A 13,781-nucleotide genomic window follows, 5' to 3' on the forward strand; every position below is an offset into this window, starting at 1 on the left:
CCCGATGTGCGCGGCACGGCCGTTGCGCATCGTCGGCTTCGGTTGCGGGGTCGGCGGGTGGGGGTTCATGCCGGCACCTGGCGGTGGTGACTGATCAGGGCGGGCAGCAGCTGGTCGGCGTCGATCACGCCGAGCTGGTCGCGGCCGTCGACCACGGCGATCGGGCGGTCGGCGCGCAGCACGCGGTGGACCGCGTCGCGGATGACCGTACGGTGGCTCAGAGGTTCGTCCTCGCAGAGCTCGCCGGGGGCGGCGTCCCGCATGATCCAGCGCAGGGTCAGCACGTCGGATCGGGGCACGTCGCGCACGAAGTCGGCCACATAGGAGTCGGCCGGCGCGCCGACCAGGTCTTCCGGGGTGCCGACCTGCACCAGCGCGCCGTCGCGGAGGACGGCGATCCGGTCGCCCAGGGTCAGCGCCTCGGCCAGGTCGTGCGTGATGAAGACCAGCGTCTTGCCCACCTCGGCGTGCAGGCGGCGCACCTCGGCCTGCATGTCCCGGCGGATCAGCGGGTCGAGCGCGCTGAACGGCTCGTCGAACAGCAGCACCTCGGGGTCGGCGGCCAGCGCCCGGGCCAGCCCGACCCGCTGCTGCATGCCGCCGGAGAGCTGGTCCGGGTACTGGTGCTCCTGACCGTCGAGGCCGACCAGGGCCAGCGTCTCGGTCGCCCGCCGGTGCCGCTCGGCCCGTGGCACGCCCTGGATCTCGAGGCCATAGGCGACGTTGTCGAGCACCGGCCGGTGCGGCAGCAGCCCGAAGTGCTGGAACACCATCGCGACCTGCCGCCGGCGCAGCTCGCGCAGCCGCTTCGGGTTCATCGCGCGCACGTCCTCGCCGCCGATGCTGATCTGGCCGCTGGTCGGCTCGATCAGCCGGGTCAGACAGCGGACCAGCGTCGACTTCCCGCTGCCGGACAGCCCCATCACCACGAAGACCTCGCCCGGCGGCACGTCGAAGCTGACGTCGCGCACCGCGGCGAGGCAACCGGTGCGGGCGCGCAACTCGGCCGGGGACAGGTCGGCCAACGGGGTTCCGATCACCCGCTCGGCGCGCGGCCCGAAGACCTTCCACAGACCCGCTATCTCGATCATCGGTGCCATCCGCAGACTCCGCTCTATTCCTGGCGTCCGGCGGGATCGGCCCGATGAGAGGCCGGGTCACCCTGGTGGTCGGTCGCGTCAGCTCGCTCGGCCGGACGGGATCGCCGGCCGGTCAGCTCGGCCTGGATCAGGTCGGCCGCGCGTTCGCCGATCATCAGCACGGTCACCATCGGGTTCACCGAGGGCATCAGCGGGAAGATCGACGCGTCGGCGATCCGGACGTTGGGCACGCCGCGCAGCCGCAACTCCGGATCGACCACCGCCTGGCCGTCGGTGGCGGCGCCCATGCGGCACGTGCCGGCGGGGTGATAGACGGTGTGATGAGCGGCCCGCCCGTACGCCGAAAGCTCTTGATCGGTTCGCAACGCGGGCCCGGGCGCGATCTCCCGGGCGATCCACGACGCGAAGGGTTCGGTCGCCGCGACCTCGCGGGCCAGGCGCAGCCCGTCCACGATGGTCCGCTCGTCGTAGCCCTCGGGGTCGGTGAAGTAGCGGAAGTCGAGCAGCGGTTTGGTCGCCGGGTCGGCGTCGGCCAGGGTGAGCCGGCCGACGCTGCGCGGGCGCGGCACGTTGGGCGTCATGCCGAAGCCGTGCTCGGGCACGTCGTAGCCGAGCCGCTCGGTGTTGAACGTGAACGGGATCTGATAGAGGTGGAACATCAGGTCGGGCCGCGCGGCGCCCGGCTCGCGGCGGACGAACAGCCCGGCGTCGGAGTCCATGGCCGACATCGGCGGGATCGGGCGGCTCGCCTCCCACAGGATCAGCGACTCCGGATGGTCGAGCAGGTTCTCGCCGACGCCCGGCACGTCCTGGCGTACGGAAAGGCCGAGCTCCTCCAGATCGGCCGCCGGCCCGATGCCCGACAGCAGCAGCAGTCGCGGCGTGTCGACGGCGCCCGCGCACAGCACGTACTCGCTCGTCGCCTTGATCAGTTTGGTGGTGCCGCCGCCCCGCACGGAGACGCCACGTTCCGGATCCAGGTGGAACGCCCAGTGCTCGGTGAGGACGGTCAGGTTGGGCCGGTCGAGGTGCGGGTGCAGATACGCGACCGAGGCCGACGAGCGGACGCCCGTCTCGGGGTGATAGCCGACCGGGAAGAACCCGGTGCCATCGGCGAACGGCGCGGCGTTGAAGTCGTCGTGGATCGGGACGCCCAGAGCGGTGTGACAAGCCGTGACGAAATCCTCGGTCAACGGGTTCCGGTCACGCTCGGCCACGGGGACGATGTTCACCGCCAGTCGCTTCCACAAAGGCAGCATTTCGTCGTACGACCATCCGGCTGCCCCCGCGTCCACCCAGTCGCCGAAATCGTCGGGCGGCGGCAGAAAACTGATCATGGTGTTGTGCGACGAACAACCGCCCAGCACCCGCGCCCGAGCATGCCGCAGATGCGAGTTGCCGCGCGGCTGCGGAACGATCGGATAGTCGTAGTCGTACTCGCCCTCGAGCAGGTTGATCCAGTTCCGCAACCGAAGAATCGCCTGGTCACCCACGTCGGACGGCCCACCCTCGACCACGCAGACCCGCAGCTGCGGATCAGCCGACAGCCGCGACGCGACGACCGACCCGGCCGTGCCACCGCCGATGATCACCACGTCGTACTCGATGGTTTCCAGCGTGCGCCACCTTCCGCCGAGCCGTGGACAAAGAATCATCAGTCCGCGTGGCGCCGGTCAATGTCAACAACAGACTTTTACCTCAGTGCAACAAAGGCAGTTGCATTGATCAACGTCAACACAGTCTTATTCTGCCGTTTTGTCGGACCCCCGTCCCCCGCCCCCGGCCATCGGCCGGCCCCTACGATCGGCTCGTGCCCTTCCTGGACGGCCCGACCCCGCTGGCGTTCGCCCACCGCGGCGGCGCCGCCGACGGCGACGAGAACACGGTCGAGGCCTTCGAACGCGCCGTGACCCTCGGCTACCGCTACGTGGAGACCGACGTCCACGCCACCGCCGACGGCGTACCCGTGGTCTTCCACGACGCCACCCTCGACCGCGTGACCGGCCAGGCCGGCCGCATCTCCGACCTGACCTGGCCCGACCTGCAGTCGGTCCGGATCGCCGGCGCCGCCCTGGTCCCCCGCCTGGACGATGTGCTGGCCGCCTGGCCCACCATCAACTTCAACATCGACATCAAGGCCGACTCCGGCGTGACCCCCACCGTCGACACGATCCTCAGGTCGCAGGCCGCCGACCGCGTCCTGCTGGCGTCCTTCAGCGACCGCCGCCTGGCCCGGGCCCGAGCCTTGGCCGGCCCCGCGATCGCCACCTCGCTGGGCTCCCGATCGGTGGCCCGGCTGCGCTTGGCCTCCCTGGCCGGCCTCCCGCTGCGCCTACCCCCGTCAGTGGCCGCCGTCCAGGCACCCCCACGCCTGGGCCGGGTCACGGTGGTCGACCGCCGCTTCATATCCCTGTCCCACCGCCTGGGCCTACAGGTCCACGTCTGGACCATCGACGACCCCACCGAAATGACCCGCCTGCTCGACCTGGGCGTGGACGGCATCATGACCGACCGCCTGACCGTCCTCCGCGACGTCTTCGCGGCCCGCGGACTGCCACTCTGAGACCGCCCCCGCCCCGGCACGAGTTCCAGGCCTCGCGCCGCGCGGCCGTGGTGGTCAGCCACGAGCTTCCCCGAACCGCACCGGCAGCCCGGCGTGACGCTCAGCCACCTGAGCGGCGCCGGCGACACCGCGGCACCCCGAGCTCGCCCAGCCGCCGGCAAGCCCCTACCGACCGACCGCCCGCCGCCGGCCAGCCCCCTACCGGCCGCCCCAACGCCGGCAAACCCCTACCGACCGCCCGCCGCCACCGCCAGCCAGCCCTCTACCGGCCGCCCCAACGCCGGCAAACCCCTACCAGCCACCCACCACCCCCCACCGCAGGCAAGCCCCCGGACCGGCAGCCACCCCCTGCCCGCAGGAAGCCCTCGTCGGCAGCCCATCCCCGCACGCAGCAAATCCCGGCCGACGCCCGCCGTCCCACCGAAAGCCCACCCTCCCCGGGGGACCCCCACCCTCCGGCACGCCGTCAAATTCGGCGACTCCATCATCCACAACCCGGGCCGACCGAACCGGAGTTATCCACAGGCTCCCGCCTCCGCCGAACGGTGGAATTCGCGCAAGAATCGCGTCGATAAGCTGGGCGGACGCAATTCCCAGGCAGCTCCAAGGTGCATCGGGATGAACATGTACTACATTTCTCCGTGCGGAACCGTCGTCGGGCGACCTCGGAGCGTCACCGAGAGGCCCACGAGCGAAGTCCCAGCTCAGCGAAGTTTTCGCGATCTTGGTTGAACGCTGGACATCGGCCGTTCGGATGATGTCGGGGGTTCGACGGGTCGCCCATATTTTTTCTTTAAGTCTGGGCTAAGAATTCATCAAGTTCGCTGGCGGAATTGCATTCCGGCGGGCTGGCTCTTACCGTCTGGGAGCCGGTCGGAATTTGGGCCGGGTGGATTCAGCGAAGATGAGGTATGACGCATGCGTAGGCCTGCTTACCGCCGCGCGGCCGCCACGCCGTCGGGACGCAACCGACGAGTGTTCGCGGTCGGCGCCGTGATCGCCGCCCTGGGCGCGGCCGTCGGATTCGCCTCGCTCTCCGGCGCGGCCGAGAACGACCGGCCCGAGGGCAGTGGCGCCGGCAAGGTCGTCAACGGCCAGGTGATCCTGACCGACACCTGCATCGACAGCACCCTGGCCCCGCACGACGGCTTCCAGCTCGGCAGCAAGTGCGTGTCCACCGAGTTCGGTGAGGTCGGCGAGGCCAAGGACAACCCGAGCCTGCTGATCACCGACGCACCGCAGGAGGTCGCGCCCAACACGCCCTTCTCGCTGAAGATCAGCACGCGCAACCTGATCCGTGACCGCTTCCTCGCGGCCGGCAAGGGTGGCTACTACGTGGAGAGTTCGGTCCTGCGTGACGGTCTCGTCCGCGGCCACTTCCACACCGCGTGCCGCATGCTCGACAACACCGACGAGGCGCCCGCGCCCGACCCGGTTCCGGCGTTCTTCGTCGCCACCGAGGACAGCAAGGGTTCCGCCACGCCCGACGAGGTGACCATCGCGGTCCCGGGCGTGCCGACCGAGGGCACCGCCCAGTGCTCCTCATGGGCCGGTGACGGCTCCCACCGCGTGCCGATGATGGTCCGCGCCAACCAGACCCCCGCGATCGACTCGGTCCGCATCACCGTCCGCAACGCCGGAGGCGGCGACAACGGCGGCGGCGACAACGGCGGCGGTGACAACGGCGGCGATGGCGACAACGGCGGCAACAACGGCGGCGGTAACAACGGCGGCGGCGACAACGGCGGCGATGGCGACAACGACGGCGGCAACAACGGCGGCGGCGACAACGGCGGCGATGGCGACAACGGCGGCGGGACGCCCGGCAACCCCACCACCACCATCTCGCCGACCAAGCCGACCAAGCCCCCGGTCAACAACCCCACCACGACGCCCCCGACGGTGAAGGACGACTTCACTCCGGACCCGACCAAGCCGGCCACCACGACCAAGCCCACCAAGCCGGCCACGACCAAGCCGGCCACCGCCGGCAACGAGAACGCCGGCAACGGCGGCAACGAGAACAGCGACGACGAGGACCAGAACGAGGCCCCGCCGGCCACGAAGGCCCCGAAGCCCAAGCCGACCGTCAGCAAGACCCCGATCGCCGGCACCGACTACACCTACGAGGACGGCCAGTTCAACTCCGGCAACAAGGCGCCGGTCGAGGACCAGGTGGCCCAGGTGCAGGCCAGCACCAAGAAGGACGACGGCGGCCTGCTCGCCCTGACCGGTAACAACACGGTCGCGGTGGTCGGTGGCGCGGCGGTCCTGCTGATGATCGGTCTGATCATCATGGCGCTGACCCGGCGCCGCCGCCTCCCGGGCAGCACCTGGGAGTAACCGGCACCAGAACGAAAGGCGGCCCGCGGTTCGCGGGCCGCCTTTTTGTGTGCCGAAGATCCCGCCGGGACGTACGGGGTGGAAAAGTGAGGGTAGCCTTACCAACCGACGATCCGGGATGCGACGGAAGAGGAATCAGCATGGCTGACAGGCCGGCACGGGCGGCGACCGAGGCGGTCGTCAGCCGGGTGGAACAGCTCACCCCGCACATGGTCCGGGTGGTGCTCACCGGCGACGCCCTCAAGAACATCGAGGCCGGTTCCTGCACCGACCACTACGTCAAGGCGCTGTTCCCGCTGCCTGGCGTGACTTATCCCGAGCCGTTCGACATGGGTGTGATCCGCGAGACGATGCCCCGGCCGGATTGGCCCGCCGTCCGGACGTACACCATTCGCAAGTGGCTCCCGGCGATCCCCGAGATGTGGGTCGACTTCGTGGTGCACGGCGACGAGGGCATCGCCGGCCCGTGGGCCGTGTCGGCTCGGCCCGGCGACCCGTTCCGGTTCATGGGCCCGGGCGGTGGCTACGCGCCGAGCGCCGACAGCGACTGGCACCTGCTGGCCGGCGACGAGAGCGCCCTGCCCGCCATCGCGGCCGCGCTCGAGGGCATGCCGGCCGACGCGCCGGTCCGCGCGTTCATCGAGATCGAGAACGCCGACGAGGAGCAGAAGCTCGAGTGCCCGGGCGACGCCGAGATCACCTGGCTGCACCGCGGCGACCGCCCGGTCGGCCAACTGCTGGTCGAGGCCGTCCGCGGTTACGAGTTCCCGGCGGGCCGGGTGCAGGCGTTCGTGCACGGCGAAGCCAACTTCGTCAAAGAGCTGCGCCGCTACCTGAAGAACGAGCTGTCCATCCCGATGGACCAGTTGTCGATCTCGGGCTACTGGCGCAACGGCATGAACGAGGACGGCTGGCAGTCCTCCAAGCGCGAGTGGAACCAGCAGGTGGAACAAGAGCAAGACCGGGTGTGACCTCGGACTTCGGGCAGTCGATGATGTGTAAGTGGTGACTGCGTCCGAAGACCTGACCAAGAAGAGCGGCCGCGGGGTCGTGCTGGTGGCTCTGCTGCTGGCCGCGGTGAATCTGCGGCTGGCCGTGACCAGCGTCGGCCCGGTGCTCAGCGAGATCCGCGACGGTCTCGGCATGAGCTCGACCATGGCTGGCCTGCTCACGTCCGTACCGGTGGTGTGTTTCGCCGCCGTCGGCCTGACCGCGCCCCGCCTGGCCCGCCGGTTCGGCGCGTCGCGGGTGATCCTGGTCGGCCTGGTCGTGCTCGCGGCCGGGCTCGCGGTGCGGCCGTTCGCGCCCGGCACGGTGCTGTTCCTGCTGCTCAGCCTGGTCGCGCTGGCCGGCATCGCGGTGGTCAACGTGTTGCTGCCGTCGGTCGTCAAAGACCGTTTCCCGGACAAGGTCGGAGCCACCACCGGCCTCTACACGGTCGCGCTCAACGTCGGCGCGACCACCGCCGCCGCGACCACCGTGCCGCTCAGCGAGCACGCGTTCGGCGGCGACTGGCGGCTCGGCCTGGCCTGCTGGGCCGCGGTCGCGGTGCTGGCCGTGCCGTCGTGGCTGCCGCTGGCCCGCGAGCCGTTCGCGCCGCCGGCGCAGATCACCACCGAGATTCCCGTACGCCTGAGCCGCACCGCCGTCGCCTGGGCTCTCGCGGTCTATTTCGGCATGCAGTCGACATCGGCGTACGTGATCATCGGCTGGCTGCCGCAGATCTACCGCGACGCCGGCGTCTCGGCCGAGCAGGCCGGCGTGCTCTTCGCGGTCACGTCGTTCCTGGGTGTGCCGCTGGGGTTCGTGCTCTCCTCGTACGCGGGCCGGGTCCGCAGCCAGAGCTGGATCGCCGTCGGCCTGGGCGTGTTCGGCCTGGCCGGGTACGGCGGCCTCTGGTACGACCCGGCGGCCGCCCCCTGGCTCTGGGCGATCCTGCTGGGCATCGTCAACACCGCGTTCCCGCTGGTCCTGACCATGATCGCGCTACGCGGCCGCACCCCGGCGACGGTGGTGAAGCTGTCCGCGTTCGCCCAGAGCGTCGGCTACATCTTCGCCATCCCGGGCCCGTTCCTGGTCGGCGCCCTGCACGACGCCACTGACGGCTGGCGCGCCCCGCTGGCCCTGATGGTCGGCCTGATGGTCCCCCAGATCATCGCCGGCTACCTGGCCGGCCGCGACCGCCAGGTCTGAGCCGGCCGCGGCGCCAGATTACGCAGGATTCGCTACTTCTGTGGCCAGAGGGGGTCAGGCGGCCAGGTCGGCCCAGCCGCTGGGAGCCGGCTCGTCGAACCGCCAACGCAGCCTGATCTGGCTGGTCAACAGCAGTTCGCGCAGGCGCAGCGTGTAGACGACGGTGCCATTTTCGCCGGGCGACTCGGTCGGCGAGAATCCCTTGATCCCCGCGTACGAAAGGCTCTCGGCACTCACCTCGGCCCCCATCGAGGCCGGCAGCCGCAGCGACATCGTCAGCGCCCGGGTCGGGAAGCGAATGTCGCGCTGGAACCACTGGCCCCACAGGTTGGCCGGCACGCGGTACGAATACGTCACGCGCGTGCGCTCACCCGGGTAGAGCGGGAACCGGGCCCGCGCGTTGCCGAAGACCAGGACCATCTTCAGGTAGGCGTCGGAGGACCGGGTCACCCGCACCTCCATGGGCTCGGGGCGCTCATCGCCCACGGAAGCCACGGAGGCCTGGAAGTCGAGGTCGGAGAGCTGCAGCGGGCTCTCGTGGTAGAGCTGCCGCGAGACGCCGGGCTGGTCGGGGAACCGGTCGACGTCGACGCGCACCGGGTAGCAGGTGACGGGCCGGTCGCCGACATTGCGGACGACGCGCTCGACCCGCGAGGAATACCACCCGTCGGCGTACGTGAGGGTGGCGTTCTCCTCCTCGATGACCAGGGTGGCCGGCAGCATCGGGCTGGGCTCGTAGTCGCTGCGGACGACCTGGACCGGGGCCGGTTCGCCGGCCGCCTGCCGGCACTGCTCGTACCGGGAGATGATCTCACCACCGCTCGCCAGGACCGCCTCGGCGCGGCAGGCGAACTCGAAGGTCGGGTGGTGACGCAGGCTCTCCACGTGGCTGATGTACGACGGGTGGTAGCCCATCGACGCGGCGAGCTGCTTCTTGCTGAGGCCACGACGAGTTCGCCAGGCCGTGAGCACCTGAGCGAACGCGGTGCGGGCCGCGTGCTCGAGTTGTGAGGTCATCACACACTCCTGAAGGGACGCTGTCCGGTCATGATGCCTGACCGGAAGAGGCCCTGCTAGAGGAGAGCATGTCACTTTAAGAACTCATCAGACTACACACTGCAAGGCTTGAATGATCGTTCATGTTTGTGAATCAGGTCCGGCCTGCACGAAGGCGCAAGGGTTTTCCCTATTTCGGTGACGTTCATCGATGCCTAGCGTCTCCTCAAGTCGTCCGATGTGACTTGAGCCCGTCTTGACCCCCGGGACGGGAAAGGAGCACCCGCGTGAAACGTCGAACCCCTCTGATCATCGCGCTGGCCGCCGGGACCGCGGCCGCCGGCGCCATGGTCGCGGTCACCGGGCCCGCCACCGCGGCGCCGCAGGACCCCGCGGCCGCCGCGTCCCTGGCCGCGACCAAGGCCGACGCGCTGGTCGCGGGTCGTCCCGCGATCCTGCACGCCGGCGCCAACGAAACCTTCCTCCGCAAGAAGGTCATCCAGTCGTCCGGCCTCAACTACGTGCCCTACGAGCGCACCTACAACGGCCTTCCGGTCCGCGGCGGCGACTTCGTCGTGGTGACCGACGCGGCCGGGCAGACCAAGGCCACCTCGGTCGCGCAGAGCAGCCCCATCGGCGAGCTCTCGACGGCCGCCACGATCACGAGCACCGCCGCTGCCACAACAGCGCGGGCCCAGCTCAAGACGGTCAAGGACGTCGAGGGTACGAATCTCGTGGTGCTCGCCGAGGAGGGCCGGGCTGCCGCCCTGGCCTGGGAGACCACGGTGACCGGGACCGGCCCCGAGGGCGCGAGCCGCCTGACCGTCGCCGTCGACGCCGCCACCGGCCAGGTGCTGCGCACCACCGAGCACGTCACCGAGGCCGCCGGCACGGGCACCGGCTGGATCAACGGCGCCGTCTCGATCGACACCACCCAGTCCGGCTCCACCTACCTGCTGCAGGACCCGAGCCACACCACGATCCGCTGCCAGAACTCCTCCGGCAACGCCACGTTCAGCGGCCCGGACAACGTGTGGGGCAACGGCAGTGGCACCGACCGGGAGACCGGCTGCGTCGACGCCTTCTATGTCGCGCAGAAGCAGTACGCGATGCTCTCCTCGTGGCTGGGCCGCAACGGCCAGAACGGCAGCGGCGGCGCGTGGCCGATCCGGGTCGGGCTGAACGACCAGAACGCGTACTACGACGGCACCCAGGTGCAGATCGGCAAGAACACCGCCGGTCAGTGGATCGCCTCGGCCGACGTCGTCGGGCACGAGCTGGGCCACGGCATCGACGACACGACCCCCGGCGGCATCTCCCGCTCCGGTACGCAGGAATTCGTCGCCGACACGATCGGCGCGGCCACCGAGTGGTTCATCAACAACCCCAACGACGCCCCCGACTACCAGGTCGGCGAGGAGGTCAACCTGGTCGGCAGCGGCCCGATCCGGTACATGTACAACCCGTCGCTCGCCGGCGACAGCAACTGCTACTCGAGCAGCACTCCCGGCTCCGAGGTGCACGCGGCGGCCGGCCCCGGCAACCACTGGTTCTACTTGATGGCCGAGGGCACCAACCCGACCAACGGGCAGCCCGCCAGCACCCGGTGCAGCGGCTCGGGCGCGATCACCGGGCTCGGCATCCAGAACGCCATGAAGATCATGTACAACGCGATGCTGATGAAGACGTCCAGCTCGTCGTACCTCAAGTACCGCACCTGGACGCTGACCGCGGCCAAGAACCTCTTCCCCAACAGCTGTACGGAGTTCAACACCGTCAAGACGGCCTGGGACTCGGTCAACGTGCCGGCCCAGACGGCTGATCCGACCTGCACGGGTGGCGGCACCACGCCTCCGCCCACCACCACGCCGCCCCCCACGCCCACCGGTTGCACGGCCACCAACGGCACGGACGTCTCGATCCCGGACGCCGGCTCCGCGGTGAACAGCAACATCACGATCAGCGGCTGCAACCGCGCGGCCTCGGCGACCTCGACGATCGCGGTGAACATCGTCCACACCTACCGCGGTGACCTCAGGGTCGACCTGGTGGCCCCGGACGGCACGGTCTACAACCTCAAAGCGACGTCGACCTCCGACAGCGCCGACAACATCAACACGACGTACACCAAGAACTTGTCGAGCGAGGCCGCGCAAGGCGCCTGGAAACTGCGGGTGCAGGACGTCTACTCCCAGGACACCGGTTACATCAACTCCTGGACCCTGACCGTCTGACCTCACCCGATGCAGGGCCGGCGCATCAGCGTCGGCCCTGCTGTCGTTACGGACAAAAGCCCTTTTTCAGTACGGAACTCAGCCCCGCGGTAGCGGCTGCGTTGCCCCGCGTTGCCTTCCGGGTCCCCTTCTTCATCCCGCGCAACGCGCCCCGATCGGTACCGGTGACAGACACCGAACGAGAGGGCACACCTTGAAGCGTTTCGTCCGCCGCGCCGTCGTCACCGCCGCCCTGATCGCCGTCCCGACCATGGTCGGCGCCCCCGCTTTCGCGGCCGCCACCGCCGAGACCCCGAAGAAGAAGCCCGCGGTTGCCGTCGACCAGGTCGCGTACGAGACCGAGGTCGTGAAGCTGACCAACGCCGAGCGCACCGCTGCGGGCTGCCAGGCCCTGCGGATCGACAATCGCCTGATCGCGTCGGCCCGCGCGCACAGCACGGACATGGCCAACACCCGCACGATGAGCCACACCGGCTCCGACGGCAGCAACTTCGTCACCCGTGAGGTGCGGGCCGGCTACCCCAAGCGGGACGCCGCGGCCGAGAACATCGCGTACGGCTACAAGTCCCCGCAGCAGGTCGTGACCGCGTGGATGAACAGCAGCGGCCACCGCAAGAACATCCTGAACTGCGCCAGCACCGAGATCGGCGTGGGCGTCGTCTTCACGTCCAGCGGCACCCCGTACTGGACCCAGAACTTCGGCCGCGGCAAGGGCTGATCTTCCGGGGAGCCACCGCCTCCCCCGCCCACCCAAGGGAAAAAGAGGTGCACAACTTACCGCGCGCCTGAGGACGCGCAGCGAGTTGTCCACAGCGAAATGCCGCACAGCCCGGGCTGTGCGGCATTTCTGCTTTTCCCCACGCACCACGGCCGCCTGTGGACAACCCACGGCGAATCGCTCGGCGTAAGCACCCGGCGACGATGCGCGAGCGCCTTTTTTGTAGGCGGCCCGAACAATCACCGGAATGGGTGACGGGCACGAAAAATTCCGCGCCCCCGAAACGGCGCGGAAATGTTATTAAGAGTGCGGGTGCCGCGACACTTGGTGAGCAGGGCCACGGCACCCGGTGGAACTCGCACCGCAAAAAATGACTTTGTGTAGGCACTTCCCATCGGTGCGTGCCTATCGGTAGGCTCGGCAATCAGGAATGGAGGTCGAATTCGCCATCCTTGGCCGAGTCCACGAAGGCCGACCACTCGGCCGGAGTGAACATCAGCGCAGGACCGGAGCGGTCCTTGCTGTCCCGGACGGCGACGCCCTGGTCGAGGAAAGCCACCTCGACACAGTTGTTTCCGCCGTTGCCGTTGCTGCGGCTGGCCTTCTTCCAGACCGCAGCGGTGAGAACTGCAGCATTTGGCTGGTGCGTGAGCAACTCAAGCACCCCCCTTCGTATGCGGTTGTCTTTCTCGAGGGCACTACGCGACGAGCAGGCTCTCGATCATCTTGATGGTCATTCGAGCATCCAGCGCCCGGGCGCTCAATCGCTCGAACTCTTGCCGGTAACGGGCAACCTCGGAGGGTTGCTCCTCGTAGTAGTCTCCCGCAAGACCTTCAAGATAGACAACATCCAAATGGGTGGTCTCCCGGAACTCCAAAAGCGCAGCCGATCCACCCAGGAACGTGTGCTCACCTGCACTGAACGGCAAAATCTGCACGAGTACATTTGGTAATTGGCCGACCTCGACCAGGTGCCGAAGCTGTTCGTTCATCACTTCGTCACCGCCCACCACCCGCCGCACCACCGATTCGTCGATGATGGCGGTGAGCTCGAGGGGCCGTTCGCCCCGCAGCCGGCTCTGCCGGGTGAGGCGCAGATTCACGCGACGGTCGACCTGCTGGGACGACTCGTTCGACCGGCCGGTGCGGATCAGCGCCCGCATGTACGCCTCGGTCTGCAGGAGCCCCGGCACGATGATCGGCTCCCAGGCCCGCATGGCGGCGGCCGCCGCTTCCAGGCCGACGAAGTTGCCGGGACGCATGATGTCCCGGTAGTCCGTCCACCATGTTCGCTCGCGGGAGAGCCGGGCCAGCTCGACCAGCGCTTCCCGATAGTCCTGATCACCCACGCCGTACAGCGTGAGCAGATCTTTGACGTCGCGTGGGGTCACCGCCACGCGCGCGGTCTCGATGCGCGTGACCTTGGCGGCGTGCCACTCGAAATGGCGTGAGACGTTCTCTTGCGTCAACCCCGCGGCCTCACGGCACCGCTTGAGTTCCGCGCCCAGACGGCGACGGCGCAGGGTTGGCCCTTCATCAACGGACACCTGGACTCCCTCGGTCCTGATGGGACCGATACTACGGGTCAGGCCTCCATGATCCAAACACGGCGTAGCAAACAAAAAGTACTAGCC

General features: G+C 69.1%; 11 protein-coding genes. 6 read left to right on the plus strand and 5 right to left on the minus strand.

Going from position 1 to position 13,781, the window contains the following annotated elements; translation table 11 throughout:
• Positions 1-65: 65 nt before the first annotated feature.
• Positions 66-1,100 (minus strand): quaternary amine ABC transporter ATP-binding protein, encoded by a 1,035-nt coding sequence (locus tag M1L60_RS08840; protein ID WP_253236839.1) that lies wholly within the window; start codon positions 1,098-1,100, stop codon positions 66-68.
• 14 nt (positions 1,101-1,114) lie between these two features.
• On the minus strand, positions 1,115-2,755 hold the full coding sequence (locus M1L60_RS08845; protein ID WP_253236840.1) for a GMC family oxidoreductase: 1,641 nt from the start codon (positions 2,753-2,755) through the stop codon (positions 1,115-1,117).
• Between the two features lie 155 nt (positions 2,756-2,910).
• On the opposite strand from M1L60_RS08845, the gene M1L60_RS08850 reads away from it, so the two are divergent.
• The 4 genes from M1L60_RS08850 to M1L60_RS08865 all read left to right on the plus strand — a co-directional run bounded on the left by M1L60_RS08850 (position 2,911) and on the right by M1L60_RS08865 (position 8,199).
• The gene (locus M1L60_RS08850; protein ID WP_253236841.1) at positions 2,911-3,663 is read left to right on the plus strand and encodes a glycerophosphodiester phosphodiesterase family protein; all 753 of its coding nucleotides are present in this window, start codon (positions 2,911-2,913) and stop codon (positions 3,661-3,663) included.
• A 918-nt stretch (positions 3,664-4,581) separates the two neighbouring features.
• Positions 4,582-6,006: a hypothetical protein gene (locus M1L60_RS08855; RefSeq protein ID WP_253236842.1), complete on the plus strand. Its 1,425-nt coding sequence runs from the start codon at positions 4,582-4,584 to the stop codon at positions 6,004-6,006.
• Positions 6,007-6,146: 140 nt separating this feature from the next.
• A complete protein-coding gene (locus M1L60_RS08860; protein WP_253236843.1) occupies positions 6,147-6,977 on the plus strand; it encodes a siderophore-interacting protein in 831 nt (276 codons plus the stop codon).
• Positions 6,978-7,008: 31 nt separating this feature from the next.
• The gene (locus M1L60_RS08865) at positions 7,009-8,199 is read left to right on the plus strand and encodes a CynX/NimT family MFS transporter (RefSeq protein ID WP_253236844.1); all 1,191 of its coding nucleotides are present in this window, start codon (positions 7,009-7,011) and stop codon (positions 8,197-8,199) included.
• Positions 8,200-8,253: 54 nt separating this feature from the next.
• Here the strand turns inward: M1L60_RS08865 and M1L60_RS08870 are convergent, their stop codons facing one another.
• On the minus strand, positions 8,254-9,216 hold the full coding sequence (locus tag M1L60_RS08870; RefSeq protein WP_253236845.1) for a helix-turn-helix domain-containing protein: 963 nt from the start codon (positions 9,214-9,216) through the stop codon (positions 8,254-8,256).
• A gap of 266 nt (positions 9,217-9,482) precedes the next feature.
• Between M1L60_RS08870 and M1L60_RS08875 the strand changes: the two genes are divergently transcribed.
• Both M1L60_RS08875 and M1L60_RS08880 read left to right on the plus strand, forming a co-directional pair.
• The gene (locus tag M1L60_RS08875) at positions 9,483-11,429 is read left to right on the plus strand and encodes a M4 family metallopeptidase (RefSeq protein WP_438862085.1); all 1,947 of its coding nucleotides are present in this window, start codon (positions 9,483-9,485) and stop codon (positions 11,427-11,429) included.
• A gap of 193 nt (positions 11,430-11,622) precedes the next feature.
• Positions 11,623-12,147 (plus strand): CAP domain-containing protein, encoded by a 525-nt coding sequence (locus tag M1L60_RS08880; RefSeq protein ID WP_253236846.1) that lies wholly within the window; start codon positions 11,623-11,625, stop codon positions 12,145-12,147.
• Positions 12,148-12,571: 424 nt separating this feature from the next.
• On the opposite strand, the gene M1L60_RS08885 is transcribed toward M1L60_RS08880, so the two are convergent.
• On the minus strand, positions 12,572-12,811 hold the full coding sequence (locus M1L60_RS08885) for a DUF397 domain-containing protein (protein WP_253236847.1): 240 nt from the start codon (positions 12,809-12,811) through the stop codon (positions 12,572-12,574).
• Positions 12,812-12,845: 34 nt separating this feature from the next.
• On the minus strand, positions 12,846-13,694 hold the full coding sequence (locus tag M1L60_RS08890) for a helix-turn-helix domain-containing protein (protein ID WP_253236848.1): 849 nt from the start codon (positions 13,692-13,694) through the stop codon (positions 12,846-12,848).
• Between the last annotated feature and the right edge of the window lie 87 nt (positions 13,695-13,781).

Origin of the sequence: Paractinoplanes aksuensis (genome assembly GCF_024137025.1) — a bacterium.
GTDB classification, from domain to species: domain Bacteria; phylum Actinomycetota; class Actinomycetes; order Mycobacteriales; family Micromonosporaceae; genus Actinoplanes; species Actinoplanes aksuensis.

What these genes read in the sequence shown, in the direction of transcription:
- M1L60_RS08840 (WP_253236839.1), bottom strand. Translation starts at nt 1,100, where the DNA reads ATGGCACCGATGATCGAGATAGCGGGTCTGTGGAAGGTCTTCGGGCCG.
- M1L60_RS08845 (WP_253236840.1), bottom strand. Translation starts at nt 2,755, where the DNA reads ATGATTCTTTGTCCACGGCTCGGCGGAAGGTGGCGCACGCTGGAAACC.
- M1L60_RS08855 (WP_253236842.1), top strand. Translation starts at nt 4,582, where the DNA reads ATGCGTAGGCCTGCTTACCGCCGCGCGGCCGCCACGCCGTCGGGACGC.
- M1L60_RS08860 (WP_253236843.1), top strand. Translation starts at nt 6,147, where the DNA reads ATGGCTGACAGGCCGGCACGGGCGGCGACCGAGGCGGTCGTCAGCCGG.
- M1L60_RS08870 (WP_253236845.1), bottom strand. Translation starts at nt 9,216, where the DNA reads ATGACCTCACAACTCGAGCACGCGGCCCGCACCGCGTTCGCTCAGGTG.